Source organism: Candidatus Peregrinibacteria bacterium (assembly GCA_016699145.1).
Lineage (GTDB): Bacteria > Patescibacteriota > Gracilibacteria > UBA1369 > 2-02-FULL-48-14.
In genome coordinates this window covers 596,113-615,411 of record CP064962.1, presented here as the reverse complement: position 1 = coordinate 615,411, position 19,299 = coordinate 596,113, and the positions used below count along the sequence as shown (strand labels likewise).

Annotated in this window: 26 protein-coding genes; 14 read left to right on the top strand and 12 right to left on the bottom strand. The window is 45.5% G+C overall.

Annotated features, from left to right (window positions below; translation table 11 throughout):
• Positions 1 to 76 precede the first annotated feature (76 nt).
• Complete coding sequence (locus IPG41_03380; protein QQR55570.1) at positions 77 to 955, top strand: IS481 family transposase; 879 nt, start codon at positions 77 to 79, stop codon at positions 953 to 955.
• 227 nt (positions 956 to 1,182) lie between these two features.
• On the opposite strand, the gene IPG41_03375 is transcribed toward IPG41_03380, so the two are convergent.
• The 5 genes from IPG41_03375 to IPG41_03355 all read right to left on the bottom strand — a co-directional run bounded on the left by IPG41_03375 (position 1,183) and on the right by IPG41_03355 (position 3,300).
• Entirely contained in the window at positions 1,183 to 1,719 is a 537-nt protein-coding gene (locus IPG41_03375; protein ID QQR55569.1) for a hypothetical protein, read from the bottom strand.
• A gap of 101 nt (positions 1,720 to 1,820) precedes the next feature.
• On the bottom strand, positions 1,821 to 2,000 hold the full coding sequence (locus tag IPG41_03370; GenBank protein ID QQR55568.1) for a type II toxin-antitoxin system HicA family toxin: 180 nt from the start codon (positions 1,998 to 2,000) through the stop codon (positions 1,821 to 1,823).
• A complete protein-coding gene (locus tag IPG41_03365) occupies positions 1,993 to 2,211 on the bottom strand; it encodes a type II toxin-antitoxin system HicB family antitoxin (GenBank protein ID QQR55567.1) in 219 nt (72 codons plus the stop codon). The genes IPG41_03370 and IPG41_03365 overlap by 8 nt, the downstream gene beginning before the upstream one ends.
• A 91-nt stretch (positions 2,212 to 2,302) precedes the next feature.
• Positions 2,303 to 2,572, bottom strand: coding sequence for a hypothetical protein (locus IPG41_03360; protein ID QQR55566.1), 270 nt, complete (start codon positions 2,570 to 2,572; stop codon positions 2,303 to 2,305).
• Between the two features lie 209 nt (positions 2,573 to 2,781).
• The gene (locus IPG41_03355) at positions 2,782 to 3,300 is read right to left on the bottom strand and encodes a hypothetical protein (GenBank protein ID QQR55565.1); all 519 of its coding nucleotides are present in this window, start codon (positions 3,298 to 3,300) and stop codon (positions 2,782 to 2,784) included.
• 369 nt (positions 3,301 to 3,669) lie between these two features.
• Between IPG41_03355 and IPG41_03350 the strand changes: the two genes are divergently transcribed.
• Together IPG41_03350 and IPG41_03345 are read left to right on the top strand one after the other, a co-directional pair.
• On the top strand, positions 3,670 to 4,032 hold the full coding sequence (locus IPG41_03350; GenBank protein QQR55564.1) for a transposase: 363 nt from the start codon (positions 3,670 to 3,672) through the stop codon (positions 4,030 to 4,032).
• A 19-nt stretch (positions 4,033 to 4,051) separates the two neighbouring features.
• On the top strand, positions 4,052 to 4,447 hold the full coding sequence (locus tag IPG41_03345; GenBank protein QQR55650.1) for a transposase: 396 nt from the start codon (positions 4,052 to 4,054) through the stop codon (positions 4,445 to 4,447).
• On the opposite strand, the gene IPG41_03340 is transcribed toward IPG41_03345, so the two are convergent.
• Positions 4,444 to 4,818 (bottom strand): hypothetical protein, encoded by a 375-nt coding sequence (locus tag IPG41_03340; GenBank protein ID QQR55563.1) that lies wholly within the window; start codon positions 4,816 to 4,818, stop codon positions 4,444 to 4,446. The two genes, IPG41_03345 and IPG41_03340, sit on opposite strands and share 4 nt — an antisense overlap.
• A gap of 178 nt (positions 4,819 to 4,996) precedes the next feature.
• Entirely contained in the window at positions 4,997 to 5,230 is a 234-nt protein-coding gene (locus IPG41_03335) for a hypothetical protein (GenBank protein ID QQR55562.1), read from the bottom strand.
• A 116-nt stretch (positions 5,231 to 5,346) separates the two neighbouring features.
• Between IPG41_03335 and tnpA the strand changes: the two genes are divergently transcribed.
• Entirely contained in the window at positions 5,347 to 5,775 is a 429-nt protein-coding gene (gene tnpA, locus IPG41_03330; GenBank protein QQR55561.1) for an IS200/IS605 family transposase, read from the top strand.
• A gap of 249 nt (positions 5,776 to 6,024) precedes the next feature.
• Here the strand turns inward: tnpA and IPG41_03325 are convergent, their stop codons facing one another.
• The gene (locus IPG41_03325; GenBank protein ID QQR55560.1) at positions 6,025 to 6,273 is read right to left on the bottom strand and encodes a hypothetical protein; all 249 of its coding nucleotides are present in this window, start codon (positions 6,271 to 6,273) and stop codon (positions 6,025 to 6,027) included.
• A gap of 240 nt (positions 6,274 to 6,513) precedes the next feature.
• Between IPG41_03325 and IPG41_03320 the strand changes: the two genes are divergently transcribed.
• From IPG41_03320 to pyrC, 3 genes are all read left to right on the top strand, one after another.
• Positions 6,514 to 7,326 carry a tyrosine-type recombinase/integrase gene (locus IPG41_03320; protein QQR55559.1) on the top strand — a complete coding sequence of 271 codons (813 nt, stop codon included), beginning with the start codon at positions 6,514 to 6,516 and terminating at the stop codon, positions 7,324 to 7,326.
• A gap of 81 nt (positions 7,327 to 7,407) precedes the next feature.
• On the top strand, positions 7,408 to 8,325 hold the full coding sequence (pyrB, locus tag IPG41_03315) for an aspartate carbamoyltransferase (protein QQR55558.1): 918 nt from the start codon (positions 7,408 to 7,410) through the stop codon (positions 8,323 to 8,325).
• The gene (gene pyrC / locus IPG41_03310; protein ID QQR55557.1) at positions 8,322 to 9,602 is read left to right on the top strand and encodes a dihydroorotase; all 1,281 of its coding nucleotides are present in this window, start codon (positions 8,322 to 8,324) and stop codon (positions 9,600 to 9,602) included. Before pyrB ends, pyrC begins: the two co-directional genes overlap by 4 nt.
• Position 9,603: 1 nt before the next feature.
• Here the strand turns inward: pyrC and IPG41_03305 are convergent, their stop codons facing one another.
• Complete coding sequence (locus tag IPG41_03305; GenBank protein ID QQR55556.1) at positions 9,604 to 10,764, bottom strand: hypothetical protein; 1,161 nt, start codon at positions 10,762 to 10,764, stop codon at positions 9,604 to 9,606.
• 118 nt (positions 10,765 to 10,882) lie between these two features.
• Here IPG41_03305 and IPG41_03300 point away from each other — a divergent pair, with 118 nt between their 5' ends.
• The 7 genes from IPG41_03300 to pyrF all read left to right on the top strand — a co-directional run bounded on the left by IPG41_03300 (position 10,883) and on the right by pyrF (position 15,936).
• Positions 10,883 to 11,824, top strand: coding sequence for a dihydroorotate dehydrogenase (locus IPG41_03300; protein QQR55555.1), 942 nt, complete (start codon positions 10,883 to 10,885; stop codon positions 11,822 to 11,824).
• Between the two features lie 2 nt (positions 11,825 to 11,826).
• Positions 11,827 to 12,654 (top strand): dihydroorotate dehydrogenase electron transfer subunit, encoded by an 828-nt coding sequence (locus IPG41_03295; protein QQR55554.1) that lies wholly within the window; start codon positions 11,827 to 11,829, stop codon positions 12,652 to 12,654.
• Between the two features lie 2 nt (positions 12,655 to 12,656).
• Positions 12,657 to 13,331 carry an orotate phosphoribosyltransferase gene (gene pyrE / locus IPG41_03290; protein QQR55553.1) on the top strand — a complete coding sequence of 225 codons (675 nt, stop codon included), beginning with the start codon at positions 12,657 to 12,659 and terminating at the stop codon, positions 13,329 to 13,331.
• 61 nt (positions 13,332 to 13,392) lie between these two features.
• Entirely contained in the window at positions 13,393 to 14,271 is an 879-nt protein-coding gene (locus tag IPG41_03285) for a hypothetical protein (protein ID QQR55552.1), read from the top strand.
• Between the two features lie 33 nt (positions 14,272 to 14,304).
• Complete coding sequence (locus IPG41_03280; protein QQR55551.1) at positions 14,305 to 14,772, top strand: hypothetical protein; 468 nt, start codon at positions 14,305 to 14,307, stop codon at positions 14,770 to 14,772.
• Positions 14,736 to 14,981, top strand: a complete 246-nt coding sequence (locus IPG41_03275) for a hypothetical protein (protein ID QQR55550.1) — start codon at positions 14,736 to 14,738, stop codon at positions 14,979 to 14,981. The genes IPG41_03280 and IPG41_03275 overlap by 37 nt, the downstream gene beginning before the upstream one ends.
• A gap of 37 nt (positions 14,982 to 15,018) precedes the next feature.
• Complete coding sequence (gene pyrF / locus IPG41_03270; protein ID QQR55549.1) at positions 15,019 to 15,936, top strand: orotidine-5'-phosphate decarboxylase; 918 nt, start codon at positions 15,019 to 15,021, stop codon at positions 15,934 to 15,936.
• Here the strand turns inward: pyrF and rsmA are convergent.
• From rsmA to IPG41_03255, 3 genes are read right to left on the bottom strand one after another with little or no spacing between them, the layout of a single operon-like run.
• Positions 15,896 to 16,699 carry a ribosomal RNA small subunit methyltransferase A gene (rsmA, locus tag IPG41_03265; GenBank protein QQR55548.1) on the bottom strand — a complete coding sequence of 268 codons (804 nt, stop codon included), beginning with the start codon at positions 16,697 to 16,699 and terminating at the stop codon, positions 15,896 to 15,898. The two genes, pyrF and rsmA, sit on opposite strands and share 41 nt — an antisense overlap.
• On the bottom strand, positions 16,686 to 17,759 hold the full coding sequence (locus IPG41_03260; protein ID QQR55547.1) for an HAD-IC family P-type ATPase: 1,074 nt from the start codon (positions 17,757 to 17,759) through the stop codon (positions 16,686 to 16,688). The genes rsmA and IPG41_03260 overlap by 14 nt, the downstream gene beginning before the upstream one ends.
• Positions 17,690 to 19,297, bottom strand: coding sequence for an HAD-IC family P-type ATPase (locus IPG41_03255; protein ID QQR55546.1), 1,608 nt, complete (start codon positions 19,295 to 19,297; stop codon positions 17,690 to 17,692). The genes IPG41_03260 and IPG41_03255 overlap by 70 nt, the downstream gene beginning before the upstream one ends.
• Between the last annotated feature and the right edge of the window lie 2 nt (positions 19,298 to 19,299).

Sequence of the window (19,299 nt, the reverse complement as noted above, 5' to 3'; positions counted from 1 at the left end):
AGCAGATTAATTAAGGTTTGGCAAGTACCTGTAATGGTTCAATAGCTTTGCATCACCCCTGTGCAAAGATATGGACATGGCATACACACAAAATCCCCATCTGCCTCGGGTGCGAATGGAGGCAGCAAAGTTAGTTCTGGAAAAAGGCTGGAGCACACGCGAAGTGGCCAGACACACAGGTTTTAACCAAAGCAGCATTGTGCGGTGGGTGGAAAAGCTCAGAGGCAATAACTATGGCCACACCATTCCCACAGAAAGCTCACGTCCCCATTCGCACCCCAGTGAGCTTTCTGCAGAGACAGTGCAGAAAGTCATAGAGTACAGACTCAAGTACCAGCGGTGTGCAGAAGTGATTCACTATTTTCTGGAAAGAGATGGCTACGAAGTGAGTCTTTCCAGTGTGAAGAGAACACTCAAAAGGAACGAGATGACCAAATACAGCAAGTGGAAGAAGTGGCACCAGTATGAGGAAAGACCGCGGCCTGAAAAACCAGGCATATTGGTGCAAATAGACACGATTGTGGATGGGCCTTATTATGACAGACTTTATGTATACACTATGCTGGACGTGTGCAGTAGATGGGCCTCTGCTATGCCGGTGATGAAGATTGGAACCCACGCAAGTTGGGAGTTTATTCAGCACTCACAAGAAGACATGCCCTTTGAACTTAAAATGATCCAGACAGACCATGGAAGTGAGTTTTCCAAGTGGCTCACTAAAACGCTTGTAGCTAATGAAATTCAGCACAGACATTCAAGAGTACGAACACCCACAGACAATGCCTATGTGGAGAGATTCAACAGAACCATCCAGGAGGAATGCCTCTCCCGAGTCCCAAAGACTTTAGAGGCTTACAAAAAAGCAATCCCTGACTTCCTTCACTATTACAATTTTGAACGTCCTCACATGGGTCTTCACATGCTAACTCCTAACGAAGTGATGCAAAGCTATTGATTACAAAACAGTACCACCCCTGTCAATAGAGGAAATCAAATGTCTTTCCTCTCAAAAAGTTGGCCGTAGGCCAAAAGAGAAAAATGTATTTCAGCTAACGTCCATGACTATGCGACATTTGCCAGTGGTAAAATACGCTGAAAGCGCACTACTGGCAAATGTGGGGAATGACTGAGCGAAGCGAAGAAATGAACCGCATAGTCCTTGTTGTACGATGTATTCTTTGCCTATTTTCTTGAAAACTTTTCTTTCCATTCATTAAGCAATTTTGCTAATTCTTCTGCCGATTTTCCATAGGTATCTGGCAATGCCCCTTCAACACCTGTTATCGTTTTTGCTATTTTTTTACCTGTTTCATATTTTTTATGCCCTGGGCTATAGTTGAAGACCACCATTTTATTTAGTCCAATGTATCCAGATTCAAATTGGTCTACTTCATTCCAATTGGTAAACCCGCCGCGAAATAATGAACGTATTTCAAATCCTTTTTCGGAAATGCGTAAGTAAGAAGAATGAGGTAGCAAAATTGCGATGAATACTATGCATCCGATGCCAAAAAAGATTGATACGAACCATCCCATAGGCTCTCTATCACTTATCATCCAAGTGCCTCCCAGAGTGAAAAAAAGTGATACAAAAAAAAGAAGAAAAGTTTTCCACTTGCTTGGATAAAATGTTAATGATGTTGAATTTTCGTTCACAGTTTTGATATTAGAGGCAAAAAATATTTCGCTTAACGTCCGCGCGTTGGCGCGAAGTTGCACAGGTGTAAAATATCACGAAGTGGACACCTAGCCAATTTGAGCGAGTTTCGAGTGGCTTATTTTTTATGTTTATTGAAGTCACTTTCTTTTAAATTTGACTGTCATAAAATAGACCGAAAGGTGCCGTAACGGACTTCTTTTTCATGTATTGGTACTATGGTTGTTAGGGTTGGATTTCCAGGTTTACGGTATTTTGCGTGAGAACCCGATTGAGACACAAAAAAAAAGCCCATATCTTTCAAAATCTTCACAATCAGACTTACTTTATAGGGCCTAGGCATACTGAAGTTCTATAGATGCGATCATAGGGTTATTCACTTCTGCCTTTTTGGGCAAGGGCACATCTTCGTAATACAACGACAAAGCGTCTTGAAGATGAATAAGGGCTTCTTTTTTTGTTTTGCCAAAACTGGACACATCTACCTCCAAACATTGGGCGATATAATACGCACCTTCTTTCCAAATCACTGATTTGAAGTCTATTTTACGCATAATCAATTTTTATCCTATTTACAGATTAAAGAAGAATAAAAAATAAGTCAATCGGACGAGCCGCTAACGCGCTGTTAGGTGCAGTTTTTCATTATTCGTTCCACCACTCAATAATTTCAAGCGACATTTTTTCTGAATCAAATTCATCAATAAAAAAGCCAAAGTTTACGCACAGTTCGCTCTCGATTACTCTTTTAATTTTGTCAGCATCAGCTCCACGGTACAAATTTGACAATATTTTTTGATTGAGCGAATCGAATTCTTCTTTACCTGATCCAGGAATTAAGTTCCATGCATTAATTATTTTTCGCAATTGGAGAAAATTGCTTTTGAAATCGTTTTGAATTTCGTTTTTATCCATGGTTCAACTGGATTTTATTAATGATAATTCTGCACTCGAATAAAATTGCACATAACTGTTCCGGGCTTGGCGAAGGTGGTGATTTTTACCACCAATGTTGATGTGGAGAACCTAACTTTGATTAACCACAAATGAGTTTGCGGAGCACTGAACCGCCACTTTTGCCAAACCCGTGTTAGTGGCTGCCCTTCTATATCGATATACTATTGTCATTTCTTTCTTAATGTCGAGTAGATTTCTAAAATTGTTTGTAAATCGTCATTACTTTTTGCATGTCCAAATGCATGAACTTTCTGATTCCAACCTTCTCCTTTATTGTTGTCAACAATTGTTTGAATTGAAAAGTCACTCTGACAATTGTAAACAGTCCATGCTTGCATATTGTCAAGGATTTTTCCTGTTAATGTTTCTGTTTTGCAGTTTGCATTGTCGGCTTCAAATTCACTTGGATGGTTTCCGAAATAAAGTCCTCCTGATAATTTGTTCTTAATGGTCGTGTCCGTGGATGAAAAATAATAAACCGAGAAGTCTGGCCCGTCACTTGTTGTAATGGAATAGTCAGCCGGAATTGATAACACATAACCGCTTTCTCCGATTGGCTTCTCAATGAGGCTTACTTTACTAACCTTGTCAGTATTGCCGCTGTCCTGAGTCGTATTGTTATTACAAGATGTCTGAATCAAAAATATCAAAGTCAAACAAAAGGTATATTTTAAAATTTCTTTCATTGTCTATTTAGTTTTTATGGTCGTCATAGGGTTGCCACTAACGTTCGCGTGTGTGCGAAGTGGCGCGCTGTCCCCAGTGCATACTACCTTAGCTAAACAGAGGTGTCTACCCAGGGGAGCCGTCATTGAGTTGCGCCATTTGGGTGAAAAAATGTTTAATCCTTTAAAATTAATATTCGGAACATTTTTGAACCGCATACACGCTGTTAGGTGTTGTGCTTTGAGTGCGTCTTAAGAAATTACTAGCTTTCCTTCACCTAGACAAATAATTTCTCCTGATATTGACCAAGTTTCATATCCACTTGAACTAGGAGCTGTTAACATAAATAGAGGAGTGGTGTAGAGTGAAGTTACTCTAACCCTAACGCCATGTACCAGATGCTAACGGATGAACAGTTCAAACTGATCCAGCCTTATTTTCCAAAGCCCAGAAAGCCTGAAAAGATTCCACTGAAACGTTGCATGGATGCCATTTGTTATGTACTTAAAACAGGGTGCGCATGGAGACAAATGCCCTACGATTACAGAGAAAAAGAGAATGACTGGCACACGATTTATACAAGATACAAACGGTGGAGCGAATCTGGACTTTTTGGACAAATGCTTAGAGCACTTGAAGTAGCAGATGTACTTCAAGTGCGAATAGCTTTCCTGGACAGTACAACAAATAGAGCGCACCACAGTGCAGCGGGAGCCATGAAAAAAGGGGCCACAAGCGTTAGGCCGAAGTAGAGGTGGGTACACTACAAAAATTCACATGATTGCTGGAGATCCAGATCATGGGATGCACTTTGTTTTAACAGGTGGTGAAGTGAGCGATGTGAAAGTTGGAAAACAAATTTTGAGAGATTATTCGTTTCCAAAAACAGTAGATCATTTGGCTATGGACAAAGGTTATTCATGCTACAAAGTTCTGGAGCTGTGCAAAGAAAAAGGCATAACTCCAGTCGTTCCTCCAAAGGCAAAAATGAAATTTCCGTGGGAATACAACAAGAACATTTATGCCTACCGCAACGAGATTGAACGCCTATTTCACCGAATGAAAAATCACAGAAGAATTTCAACTCGCTATGACAAATTAGACCTGATGTATGCCTCCTTTATCTCCCTCTGCCTTGTGGCACTTTTACTCAAAGTCTTATGTTAACAGCTCCTAGCAAAAGCTTCGATATAACTTCCGTCCTCGAAGATAATTTGAAGATCAGCGATGGGATGCTTTATTTTGATCAACGACACACGTTTTGAAGAAAAAAATTTTTGGAATGCTTCGATAAGATCAAACGGTTTGTCCAATCCGAACATCTGTTTATCATCTTCTGAAGTAAAAACAATTTTTGAATTTACAACTGCACGCCAGAAACACTCTAGATGAATGTAAGAATCACCTAACTTTAAGGAATAGTATGGAGCCTCGTTAAGAACGAGTAGGGAAGGGGTATCGAGATTCACTTCGAGTGATATTTCTTCATCACCTTTTTCCAAAATTTTTTTCTTCAATTTTTCAGTTATTGTTTCCATAGTCATTTGAATTAATTCTCAAAGCATTACACCTAACGTTCGTGTTTGGGCGAAGTTTTGTGCTGGTATAATGCCGAAGGCTACCAGTGCAAAATTTGGGAGAGCGGTTTTTACGTACCTTAATTTAACCTCAAATAGGTAAAAACTGCAAACCGCCTAAACACTGTTATGTGATTTTTTAAAGTTTTTTCCGCTTTTGCCAATCTATTTCCCGTATTTTATTATTTCTATGATAATCATTGACAATATTTTCTTTATCTTTTTCTGACTTAGTCATAACTATACCGTCGATGCATACATCACATAAAGAATCTGTTAGCATAGTTGCACTTGAATATACTTCCCGATCTCCAAGTCTCTCTTCTTTTGGATTATTTATGAAATCTAAAATTAATTGTGCAAATTCTTGCAATTCTTCTTTAGTACCAATTATAAAAGATTCATCTAATCAACTGACGTAGTTCCCCGGGCGTAAGCCCGAGGGATGTAGTGGGTGCCCGCATCTTCGTGGTGGTGTAAAGTGGAGGCATGAAGAAGCTACGAAAAAGCTCACACGCAGTTTTCATCTGTGACTATCACTTAGTTTGGCCGACCAAATACCGTCGGAAGATATTCAACGAAGGTGTGTTGGCTTTTCTGCAGGAAGTGATGAAGGATATTCCGAAGTACTATCCGGAACTGGTGGTGAAAGAGGTAAACACGGATTTAGACCATGTACATATTTTAATTTCCATACCTCCACAAATAGCAGTGGGAGAGGTGGTGAGAATAATAAAAGCCAACACAGCTCGTGAGTTGAACATAAAGTTTCCGTTTCTTAGAAAAGTGTACTGGGGACGAGAAGTATTTGGTCGGCAGGTTACTTTGCCTCCACAGTTGGGATTAACGAGGAGGTCATTCGAAAGTATATCCAACAACAGGGCGAAGAAGATGCGGGCCAAGCGCAGCTTGAACTAGGCTGAAACCCCGAGCGTAAGCTCGGGGAGGTTCATATTATCTCCTACTATAGCTGGTTTAGATTTGTAAATACTCATAATGATTGTATTCTTTAAAAAACTTTAAAATTTCATATAACGTTCCTGCGTATGCGATGTTGCGCGGGTGTATAATAGCCGACAGGCTACATCCGCTCAATATGGGCGGAAGCTTGCGGCGGAACGGAGCAAGCTGTAGCCGCATACGCAGTGTTGTACGATGAAGAAAAATTTATACTAAAATAAAGAAAGCTTTTGCATCTTGTTGCTCCTTTCCAATGCCTCCGACAGGTTCAGTTATGGCGGTATATCCCCAGTCCTTTAATTTACTCACAGCTAGTTTGACAGATGCATCGTCCCATTCAAAACACCCTAAGACGGTAAGGCGTGGATTTTGTTTTGCATACAAAGATTCATATCCCTTTGCTGGTTTGAGAGTAGGGACTAATTCTTGAAGATTAGGCAAAGATGGATTTTCCATAATTATTTATTTGATATAATAAATCACTTCATTATATCAAATTTTTATTTTTCGTACAACTCGTTTCTAAACGAAGTATTTTCGTATAGAAGTCAGTAATTGGAGTATATGCGAATTTTGTGGAAGCTGGAATAGAAACGAGTTGTGCTGAAGGCATTGTGCAAAACTCCGAAAAGAATTCAGGGATTTGTCAGAAAAAACTTGTTACTATTAAGAGACTTAATTTAAAAACCTCTTAATGTGGACATGCAAACTGGCCTGGAAAAAATGAGGCGTGAGTTACGGCTCAGGCATTATAGCCCTAAAACGAACCAGAATTATGTGCGCTGTGTGGAGCTATATCTTAGAGGGAAGGGGAACCTTGATTTTGAAGAGGAGCATTTGAAGGATTTTCTTCTTGGGAAATTGGACAATGGGGCGGCACCTGAAACAGTGAATCTTTATTTGAATGCAGTGAAGTTTTTCTATAAGGTGGTGGTGGGTTACCATGGAAAGATTGAACTACGGTTCGCACGAAGAAACTTCCGGTTGCCGGTGGTGCTTTCACGTGAGGAGATTCAGAGGATTTTGGATGGAATCTTGAATAAAAAGCATCGACTCTTATTGGCATTGGCATATGGAGCAGGTTTGCGAGTGAGTGAGGTGGTGAATTTGAGAGCTGAGGATATTGATTTGAGTCGAAACTTGATTATGGTTCGGGAGGGGAAAGGTGGAAAAGATCGGATCACACTTTTACCGGAAAAGTTGTTGAGTGAGTTAAGAGTTTCGGTGAATGGGATGGCTGGGTTTGGAATTCTTTTTGAAAGTGAAAGAGGCGGAAAACTCACGGTGCGTACGGCACAAAAAGTGTTTAAACAGGCGTTGCGGAGAACGGGAATTCAAAAGATGGCAAGTTTTCATTCACTGCGGCACAGTTTTGCCACACACTGTCTGGAGAATGGGGTGGATGTGCGTTATGTACAAACTTTGCTTGGGCACAGCAACATTCGCACTACGCAACGGTACACCCAGGTGAGTCAGACCAGTTTAAACAGGATTCGAAGTCCACTTTAAAAATCCGAGAAATTTCCGGCGGGTACTTGCACGTACTGAGAGCTCTTCCCTTTTTTTTAGACAGCCTCTAGAATAGGCCTCGTGCAACACCTTCTTTCTTCTCAGGATCTCAGCCGTGAACAGATTCTTGCTTTGCTTTCGCGAGCGGCGGAATTTTTGCCAATCGTTCGAGAGCGCAAACGCCTCCCTTTGGCGGAAGGAAAAATTTTGGCCACGCTGTTTTATGAAGCTTCTACGCGCACCCGTTTTTCTTTTGAAACGGCCATGCTGCGTTTGGGCGGTCACGTGATTTCGAATGCGGATATGACCAGCACTTCCTCGGCTAAAAAAGGCGAGAGTTTATACGACACCGGCAAAATGATCTCCACTTTTGCAGACGTCATTGCGATGCGGCACCCCACGAAGGGCAGTGTCGCGGAACTGGCCAAGGGCAGTTCGGTGCCTGTGATCAATGGAGGTGATGGGGCGGGGGATCATCCCACACAGGGGCTTTTGGACATTTTCACCATTCAAAAAGCCTTGGGCCGTCTAGACACATTCACCATTGCCATGGTTGGAGATTTAAAAAACAGCCGAGTGGTGCACTCACAATGTGAGTATTTGCTGCATTTTGAAGGAGTGAAATTCATCCTGGTTTCGCCAGAAGCTTTGAAAATGCCGGCGGAACTTGTGGAAAAATTGAAGACTAAAGGGTTTGAAGTCACTGAAACAGAAGATTTGGAGGCTGCTATTGCGATTTGCGATGTGCTTTCGGATACGCGCATTCAACAGGAACGCTTTGAAAGTGAGGCGGAGTACCAAAAGTACAATGGGATTTATGTTTTGACGCCCGCGCTCATGGCCAAGGCTAAAAAAGACATGATTGTGATCGATCCTTTGCCGCGAGTGAATCATATTGATCCTGCCGTGGACAGTGATCCGCGCGCCAAATATTTTGAGCAAGTTGAAAATGGCGTGGCTGTTCGCATGGCTCTTTTGGCTCATTTCCTAGGGTTATGAAACTCATTTTTAAATCGGCATCGGTGGTCACGTCGCGAAACATCAAAGTCAGGGATTTGTTTGTGGCGGATGGGAAAATTGTGGACGCTTTTTCTGAAAAAGAGGCGGATCGTATTTTGGACTGTGAAGGAAAATTTTTACTCCCAGGAGTGATTGATCCGCATGTGCATTTTCGAGACCCCGGAGGCACTCATAAGGAAGATTTTGAGAGTGGCAGTTTAGCCGCAGCATTCGGTGGAGTGACTACCGTTTTGGACATGCCCAATACTTCCCCTGCTACGCTCACCCAAAAAGCTTTGGATGAAAAGGCGAAGGGCATTCAAGGGCGTAGCCATGTGAATTATGGTTTTTATGCCGGGGCCAGTAAGGACCTTGCGGCGCTCAAAGCCATGAAGGGGATGGTTGCGATTAAACTGTACATGGCCAGTTCTACGGGGGATTTGCTTTTGGAAGAACCTGAATATTGGGAAGAGGTTTTTAAAATCGCCAAGGCAAAAGACATTCCGGTGGTGGTGCATGCAGAGCACGAGGCTTGCATTCAAAGAAACATGGGAAGAAAGGGCGAAGAGCCCTCAGATTATTGTCGTGTGCGGTCTTCGGAATGTGCTCGCGAGGCGGTGGAATTGGCCTTGGAACTTCGTAAAAAAATTGGAAATCGCTTGCACATTGCTCACCTCAGCAGCAAGGCTGAACTGGAACTTTTGCGCGTTTACAAACACCCCAAATTGAGCTGCGAAGTGGCTCCGCATCATTTGTTTTTCACCATGGAAGACATGGAAGACGCGTTTTTAAAAATGAACCCTCCGCTACGTACTTTTATGGATGTGGAAGCGCTATGGCGAGCTCTTTTGGATGGCACAGTGACCTGCATTGCTACCGATCATGCACCTCATACCCGAGAAGAAAAGGAGCAAGAACTTTGGGCGGCTCCTGCGGGCGTTCCGGGCGTGGAATTTGCTTTGCCCTTATTGCTCAATGCCGTGAATGAAGGGCGCTTGAGTTTGGAACGGGTGGTGGCTCTGATGTGTGAAGGTCCGGCTCAGATTTTTGACCTCAAAAATAAGGGCTCTTTGGCGGTTGGAATGGACGCGGATCTTGTCTTAGTGGACATGCATTTAAAGCAGACGATTGAGGCCAAAAATATCCATTCCAAGTGCGCCTGGACTCCTTATGAATTTTTCGACTTGAAAGGCTGGCCCGTGCTCACGATGGTCCATGGACAAGTGGTGGTGGAAAATGGAAAATTGCGCGGAGCTTTTAAAGGGACGCGGCTGTGATTCACTTGGTGTAGACCCACTTTAAGGCCAAGATCACAGCGTGCATTTGGTGTTGAGTCACATCGATGCGCAGATCTGCTTCTGTCGCGGAATTGGTGATGCCGCCTCGGGCGAGAGGGTCATTTTTGGCGTTTTCTTGGATGTAGAGAATTTGAGTGGAGTGACCGACTTGCCAACTGGTGAGTTTGCTCATTCCAATGTCGATTGTTTCGAAGAGTTTTTGGAGCTCACGATCGTAATCGCCATCTGTGTTGTAGCGCTTTGCCAGCTCATAAGCCGTGATGAGGCCTTCGTAGGCATAGGCGGTGTTTCGGGTGCGGTCGAGTGTTTTGTGGACATCGATCATCCAGTATGCCAATTCGACGGCTTTTTCCATGTATTCTTTAGAGGGCAAGGTGTTTCTAGTTGCTTGAAAATGGTCCATTTCATAGAGGGCCATGGTGACCCATTGGTAAAAGCCTTTGGTGTCGTCGCTGTCTGGGTTTTCTTCTAGTGCTTCTTCGACGTGGTCCTGCCACATGGCGTCCAAGGCTTCGTTGGCCAGGTTGAAGTATTCTTCACTTTCAAAGTAGTTGGCGGCTTTGCTGAGGGCCAACAGGGCTTCGCCATCTGAATACGGGGAATTTTTGGATTTGCCTTCTCCTGTATCGTATTCGTATTTTCCATAAAAGGTTTGGTCTTTATTTTGGAGTTGGACTAGGCTTGCAAGCCAAGTTTCCAGTTGAGCTTCGTAAATTTGGCGCTTGGGCGCTTCTTCGACGCTTAAAAAGTCCAAGAGGCTGAGGCAGAGCAGGGCGAGGCTGCCGGCTTTTCCTTCTTCATCACCGGGATATTCGGGGAAGGCGTCCTTGCCGTAAAAGTCGAGGCCTTTGATGATGGCTGTTTCAAGTTCAGGACTGGGCTGGTGGGCATAAAGCAGACTGAGCCCCCACAGGGCACCCGCTTGGCGAACCTGATTGTCATCTTCGCTGAAGGTTTGAGTTTCGAAGTTGTAACTGTAATTGAAGTTGCCGGCGCTCTTTTGATTGGCGAGCAAAAATTCGGTGCCCAGGGCCAGGGATTCTTCTAAGTGGGCTCGAGTCAGGGTGGGGCTATAGCTGATTTTAGAACAAGCGCTTGCCCATAGGGAACTGACGAGCATGAGGCTGATGAGTTTTTTCATGATTGAAATAAAGGGGCCAGTCTTAGCTTAAAGCATGGGCAGCATGCCGAAAAGCTTGTTTTCGTTGCCGGCCTAGTTCTTGCCTTTTGCTAGCCAAAATGCTTAGCTGTTCTTAGCTATGGCAGACCTCTCCGTCGAATTTTGTGGAGTACACTTCCAGAACCCTATTGTTCTGGCTTCGGGGGTGCTTGGCGTGACTGCTGACAGCATGGCCCAAGTGGTGCGAAATGGAGCCGGAGGTGTGACCAGTAAGTCGCTGTGGCCTTATGAACACAAGGGACATCCGAATCCCACTATCATCACGAGTGAACATTGGATGCTCAACGCCGTGGGAATTCCTGATGCTGGACCTGAAAAAGCGCGGGAAGAACTGGCTCGTTACCGTGAAGTGTGTGATGCGCCTTTTATTGCAAACATTGTGGGGGGCCAGATGGAAGATTATGTGGCGATTGCTAAAGAAGTGGCTTTGATGAAGCCTGATCTGGTGGAAATCAATATTTCTTGTCCGAATGTGGAGGATGAACTGGGTAAACCGATGGCGTGCTCCATTGCCAAGTCTTCGGAAGTGACGCGGCTTGTGAAAGAAGCTTTGGCAGAAGCGGGTGCGCCGCACTTGCCCGTGGTGGTGAAACTTTCGCCGAATGTGGAAAATATTGTGAGCATTGCCTCCAGTGTTTTGGAAGCAGGAGCGGATGGAATCACGGCGATCAACACCGTGGGGCCGGGCATGGCGATCAATATTGAAACGGCTCAGCCCATTTTAGCGAATCGAGTGGGAGGGCTGTCGGGACCTGCTATTAAGCCGCTCGCGGTGAAGTATGTGTATGACATTTATAGGGCTAAAAAATGCCCGATCATTGGAACTGGAGGCGTTTTGACCGGCCGAGATGCCATTGAAATGATGATGGCGGGAGCCACTTTGGTGGGCGTGGGCACCGCCGTGTGGGCGCGTGGGCAAGAAGTATTCGGACTTATTGTGAACGAAATGAACGAGTGGTGCGATGCGAATGGAGTCAAAAAACTTTCAGATTTGATTGGAAAAGCTCATCCCAAAAACTAGCCATGCTCATTCTCAATACACTGCCACAAGTCGTCAAAATCAAAAAGATTGTTCAAGAAAATGAACAGGTTAAAACTTTTGTGCTGGACCTCAGTCTGGGTGCAAAGCCCGGTCAATTTGTGATGGTGTGGCTGCCCCGTCTCGATGAAAAACCCTTCTCTGTGGCGATGGACAACGGAGTGGAATTGCATCTGGCGATTGCGGCAGTGGGGCCTTTTTCGAATGCCTTGCATGCTTTGAAAGAAGGTGATCAGGTGGGAGTGCGTGGGCCTTTTGGAACTGAATTCGCCTGCGAAAAAGGACAGCGGCTTTTGTTTTTAGCTGGAGGCTATGGTGCGGCACCTTTGTATTATTTTGCGCATAAGGCCTCGGCTATGGGCTGCCAAGTGGAATTTGTGGTCGGGGCTCGTCGCAAGGATTTGCTGCTTTACACCGAGCGTGCCGAGCAGCTTAAAAATGTGCACGTTCACGTGGCCACCAACGACGGAAGCGCCGGCTTTGAAGGTTTCAACACGGTGCTCATGGAAAAAGTGGTGGAAGACGCGGAGGCAGAAGGGAAGCCGGTGGATTGCATTTACACTTGTGGGCCTGAAATCATGATGCTGAAGGCGGCTCAACTGGCTGAGCGTAAAAACATAGCTGCGCAAATTTCTGTGGAACGTTATATGAAGTGTGGTTTTGGCGTTTGTGGCAACTGTTGTGTGGATGGACTCGGTGTCCCGAGTTGTGTTTCGGGCCCCGTGATGCCGCTCGAAAAAGTGCTACAGCTTAAGGATTTCGGGAAATATCATCGCGATCATTTGGGGAAGAAGCAGTATTTTAACTTTTAAATATGCAGCAGTATAAAATCGACTTTGTCCACTTCCTGGTCCGTGCCAAGGCCCTCAAATTTGGCAGTTTTGTTCTGAAAAGTGGACGAACCGCGCCTTACTTTTTGAATGCGGGATGTTTTTACACTGGCGAATTTTTGCATGAATTGGGCCGTTACTATGCGCAGACACTCCTCGCCAGCGGCCTTGAACCCGATACGATTTTTGGTCCTGCGTACAAGGGTATTCCTCTGGCTGTGGCCACGACGAATGTGCTGTTTTCGGATTTCAAAAAAAATGTGAATTACTCCTTCAACCGTAAGGAAGAAAAGGACCATGGTGCCGATGCCAAAACCGTGATGGTCGGTGCGCCTTTGACCTCTGAGACCAAGCTGCTTTTGGTGGATGACGTGATCACGGCGGGCACGGCGGTGCGTGAAAGTGTGGAACTTTTGAAAAAATATGGGAATCCTCAGCTCATCGGAATTTTGATCGCCCTCAATCGCATGGAAAAAACCAACGAAGGGGAAAATGCACTGGAACAGATTGAAAAAACCTTGGGTATTCCGGTTTACAGCATTGTGACGCTGGATGAGGTGGTGGACATTTTGTACAATCAGCCCGTGGATGGGGAAGTGGTGATTGATGATGCTCGCTTAGAAGAGATTCGTGAGTACCGTCAGCGTTACGGGGTTTAAAAGACTCTTGACTGCCAATTTGACAGAAGTTAAAATTTTGCCTTCTTAAATTTTTGAAGAAATGTCCATCTCAAAGCCCACCTCAACGTCTTTCAGTCCCCGTTTGGCTCCTGCTCTACTTTTAGGGGCTCTTGCTGCTGGACCTGTTGAGGCAGGGGAGGTGACTCCAGTGGATGGCGTGACTCATGATACAGCGCAGCAGGCTCGGGAAGTGGCTCTAGAGGGAGAGATGGCTGTTTTGGGCGGGCCTTATACTTTAGATCCAGGTACGGCTCGAGTGCGTGGAGGGTCTCCTCTTTCTTTTGGTCCACATTTGGGAGGTACTGCCGTGTTTTCTAATGGATTGTCTTTAGGGGTGTCCACTGCCGGGTATTGGAATCATGACCTAGCATCTCTGACTGTTGATGGTGAACTTGAAGGTGGGCGTGTGGGGGGAAAGGGCAGTATAGATTTTGGAGTGGGGCCGGCTTTGGAATTGGAACTTGGACATGAGTCATCTGAAACAGGCCATGAATTGCATCCTATTCCGCATGTATCTGTGGATTTCCAATTTCATCCCTTTGAGGGTGGCAAGTTAAAACCTGTCATTCTTGCATGTTCTGTTGAAGCTGAGCTGCATCAAGGTCTTTATTTCCACCCTGCTTATGCGGGAGTCCACTGTGGAGCGGGTTGGACAGTGGAAAGGCACTTGTCTGGACATGAGCAAACTCTTGAGCCGGCATCTCATTCTGTGACGGAGAATATTGACATTGAATCGGGCGAACCTGTCTTTGTCCCTATGAATTCTTTGCGTCCTTTGGATGATTTGTCTGGACAAGAGAGAGGATACTATGACGCTAGAAAAAAAGAATTTTTAGAAGCAGTTTCTATGAAGGCATGGCCTAGTGCAGATCGAGCGTATCAAAATCTATCTTCTTCGGGAGTGATGCTTCCCTATTAGGATCATCTGAAGGGGGCTCAAGCGGCTTATGAAATGCCTGTGGAAAAAGGCAAAGACAGCAAGGATTATTCCGTTTATATTGAACGTAGGCTTCTTGCCTATGAGGCTTTGCTTGCTGAGATTGATCAAGCGGGTTTGACGTTGCCCACCGACATCAATGAGCAGTATGAACGCGGGCTTGAGTTGCAAAAAGATCTTAATGAAATGAAGGAGGAAGCCAATCCATTGAATGCTTTTGTGGCGTTGAATGAAATCTATAAAAATTTAACTTCTGCTTCAGTTTTGCAGAACGAAGAAGTTTATAAAGCTGGTATTCTGATTGCACAGGCTTTGGTCGATTTTTATCGAGGAGATGAAGCGAATCAGCAGCTTGCTCAAAAATGGGAACAAGAAGTGAAAGCTAGAGAACAATTGAAGGGCTTATCTGCGTCTTATGCTTGGCTTTTCATGAAGTTGAGCTTGGTATGCAGCCTTATTATGCTTATGTACGCATTGAATTGAAGGGCGATTTTTCTGAATTGCAATTGTCTGGTGGAAAACCTTTTGGAGATGACCCTGCTTTACTCAAAAACATTGAGCAGGAGCTTTTTAGAAATGGTTTCTACAAAGGATTTATTCCGGTTCAGGGTTTGACCTTGAATGGTCAAGCTTTGTCAGTGCCTCCTTTTAGTGAAGATCCCTCCGTCCAGGAAATCACTATTCGTTTTTAAGGGTTTTGTGCTATAAATTCTGGGACTAACCCTGCTTATGCACTTTGCTGACGCTCTCGTTCGATCCATCAAGGCTAAAGAAAGTGCGCTTTGTGTGGGGCTGGATCCGCAAGTTTCCAAGTTGCCTGCTTTTTTGCTCAAACGGGCTGTAGAGGAACATGGTCAAACTGTGGAGGCAGCGGCGGAGGCGTATCTTGCTTTCAACAAAGGGATCATCGATGCCGTGAAAGATTTGGTGCCGGCCGTGAAACCGCAACTGGCTTTTTATGAAGAATTGGGATTCCATGGCATTCGGGCTTTTGAAGAGACCTGTCGCTATGCTCAAGCGCCAGGACTTTTGGTCATTGCCGATGGCAAGCGCAACGACATCGGGTCTACGGCAGAGGCCTATGCGCGGGCTTTTTTTGGAGGCGAAATTTTGGGTGAAACGCGTGAGACGCATGTGGATGCCCTCACGGTGAATGGCTATTTGGGCTTTGATGGCATCAGCCCTTTCTTGGGCTCTTGTGCCAAGGGCAAGGGTATTTTTGTTTTGGTGCGCACCTCCAATCCATCTTCCGGAGACGTTCAAGATCGAGTTACGGCTGATGAAAACATGTCCATGGCGGAACTCATGGGGCATTTTGTCGAGTCGTGGGGCAGTGATTTGGAAGGGGAAGAAGGCTATAGCAGTGTGGGAGCTGTTGTTGGTGCTACACATCCCGTTCAAGCAGAAAAACTGCGTGCCATTATGCCCCGCAATTTCTTTTTAGTGCCGGGTTACGGCGCTCAAGGGGGAACGGCGCAAGACATCGCTCCTTGTTTCAATAACGATGGTTTAGGGGCTTTGATCGTGAACGCTCGTGGCATTATTTATGCCTTTGCTGAGGGGGGGCTCGCCAATGGTGAAAATTTTGCGGAGGCGGCTCGCACGGCTACTTTGCGAATGAAGGAAGATGTGAACCGAGTGCGTTGAAGAGTTTTTGCCATTGTTCCCAGTTTAAATCTTCGGCGCGCAAATCTTCTGGAAGGCCTGCATGATGCAGCAGATTTTTGACCTCCATGCCGTTCATTTTTAAGGCACTGCGCAAATTGTTGGACAGTTTTTTTCGTTTTTGTGCAAAACTCACTTTGAAAAGCCAAAAAATTTGTTTCAAATTGCCCTCCAGTAGGGGCTTGTCGTAAATGTCTATTTTGAGCACAGCGGAGTCCACTTTGGGTCGAGGTTTAAATGCTGTCGGTGGCACAATGCGCACCAGCTCGGCTTTGCCAAAAAGCTGCACTTCCAAAGAGAGCAGAGAGTATTTTTTATCTTTGGCCACGATTTTTTCGGCGACTTCGCGTTGCACCATCAGCACCATGCGTGTGGGTGGGTTTCCGCTTCGGAATTGCTCCAATAAAAAGTGATTCAGAATGGGCGAAGTGATGTAATACGGGATGTTTGCCACTAGCTTATAGGGCCCGGAGGCGGGCTGATATTTGAGTGCATCGGTGTGGATGAGGTCAAAGTTTTTGGCTTTTCCAAAGTCCATTTTTAGCCAAGGGATCAAATCGCCGTCAAGCTCAAGGGCGGTCACGTGGCCGGCTTTTTCGATTAGGGCACGGGTTAGAAAACCTTGTCCCGGGCCGATTTCTAAAACTCGATCGGTGGGCGATAAGTCACTGGCTTTTAGGATGTCCTGCAGCACACTTTCGTCGTGCAGGAAATTTTGTCCCAGCGATTTTTTAGCGAAGCCCATGAGCAAGATTTTTAAAAAATTTCCAGATTTCCAAAAGGGCTACGCCTGCGGCGCAGGCGATCACAATGCGTATCCAGTCGTGGGTGCTGAGAGCCGCCGTGCCCAGCAGCTTCTGTAGGGGCACAAAGTAGACAGCAGCGATTTGCAAAAGCACACTGCTGCCCACTCCCAGCAAAAGGTAAGGATTTTGGAAAAAATGGTGAAAATAATGTTTGTTTTCTGAGCGCACCGAAAACACCAGCAGCATTTCAAAGACCACGATGGTGCACAACAGTACGGTGCGCAGGTGAGGCAAAGTGCTGCTTTCTTTGTAAAAACCATACAGCACCAAACTGACCCCGGCGCAGATGAGTCCGGCCAATAGACCGACTCCAATGAGGTCTTTTAAAATGTTTTCATTCATTTTACGAGGAGCTTTTTTCATGAGGCCCGCTTCTCCTTCATCCACCCCCAGAGCTAGAGCCGGAAGAGAGTCCGTGAGCAGATTCACCCATAAAATTTGCAAAGGCAAGAAAGGAATAGGGCCCCCCATGATGAAAATGGCGCTCACCACGGTGATTTCCCCAAAATTGGCGCTGAGTACAAAACGTACAAATTTTTTGACATTTGAATAAATGGTTCGTCCGCGGCTTACGCTGCTCACGATGGTGCTGAAATTATCATCCATGAGCACCATGTCGCTGGCTTCTTTGGACACGTCTGTTCCCGTGATGCCCATGGCGATTCCTATGTCTGCTTTTTTCAAGGCGGGGGCGTCGTTGACCCCATCCCCCGTCATGGCCACGATGTGGCCTTTTTTTTGCAAAAGTTCTAGGATTCGAACCTTATGTTGCGGACTCACCCGAGCGAAGATGCGAGTCGTTTTGAGTGCCGCCGTCAATTCGTGATCTTTCATTTTTTCGATCTCAGCTCCCGTGAGGGCGTGTTTTGAATTTAGGCCCAATTTTTGTCCAATGGCGATGGCCGTTAGGGCGTGGTCGCCGGTGATCATCAGCACTTCAATTTGAGCTTCTTTGCAAATTTCGATGGCTTTTTTAGCTTCTTCACGCGGCGGATCCATGAGTGCCACCAAGCCCACAAAAACCAGATTTTTTTCTTCGGGATTTTTTTGTGTTTTCCATAAGCCATTCCCAAAAGGCGATACGCCTCCGAAGATTTTTGTTCTATTTCTTTGAGGATGGATTTTTTAAGAGCAGGTGTGAGGGGCACTTCTTTGCCTCGTTCCAAAAGGTGGGTACAGGTTTCCAACACACTGTCCGGAGCTCCTTTAGTGAACAAAGTGCTTTGGTTCAAAGTGGACATGCGTTTACGAAAAGAATCAAAAACCAATTCTTTTTTTCGCGGCCATTTTTTTTGCAAGGTTTCTAAATCCAGTCCTCCTTTTTCTGCTAAGGTCAGCAGGGCGCCTTCTGTGGGATCGCCGGTGATGTTCCAAAGGTTTTTGCTTTTAAAAAGAGTGGCGTTGTTGCAGAGTCCGCCAATTTGTAGGAGCAGGGTCTCTTCTTGGGAGCCAGGTTTGAATTGGGGCTCGGGGGCGTAGCCGTTCCCTTGGATGTCCTTCCAATAGCCGTTTATGTAAAGGGCTTCGACGGTCATTTGGTTCTGCGTCAGAGTGCCGGTTTTGTCGGTGCAAATGATGTCGGTGCTTCCCAAAGTTTCTGCCGCGGAAAGACGTCGCACCACCGCGTTTTCTTTGGCCAATTTTTGAACTCCCAGCGCCAAAGTGAGAGTGATGATGGTGGGCAGGCCTTCGGGGATCACGCTCACGGCCAAACTGATGCAGAGCAGTAAAACTTCACTCATGCTCTTTCCTTGCAATACCGCCAGCAGAAAAACCACTCCCATGACACCGAGTGTCAAAAGACTTAGGGTTTGAATGAGTTGGGTGATTTTCTTTTGCAGAGGAGTGGCTTCGTCTTTTTGCTCTTGGACCATTTGAGCGATTTGTCCGAATTCTGTTTTCATGCCGGTTTGCAGCACCACCATTCGTCCATGACCTTGGCTGATCACCGTGCCCATGAATGCCATGTGACATAAATCCCCTAAACTCTCGGCCTTTTTTGGCATTTTTAAGCTTTTTTCCACGGCATTGCTTTCTCCGGTCAGGCTGGCTTCAATGGTCTTCATCCCTTCCACCTCTAAAAGTTTGCCGTCGGTCGGCACTTGGGTGCCTTCTTCTAGAATGACGATGTCGCCGGGGACCAATTGTTCCGCAGGCACTTTTTGTATGCTTCCGTCTCGCAAGGCAAGGGCGTAAGCGGCGGTCATTTTCCTCAAAGCTTCAATGGCTTTTTCGGCTTTGTATTCTTGTAAAAAACCAATCACGGCATTGAGCACGATGACCATAAGGATGGCGATTGCATCGATCCATTCTCCTAAAAAACTGCTGATGCTCACTCCCACCATCAGGATGAGTACCATCAGGTTCCAAAACTGGCTGAGGAAGATTTTTAAAGGCCCTTTTCCGCCTTTTTTTTCAATGCGATTCGGACCGAATTCCGCCAGTCTTTTTTGTGCCTCTTTGCTTGTGAGGCCGCTCAGACTGCTTTTCACTTCTTTAAATACAGCGGGGGTGGCGAGGGTGTACAAAGGATTCATTC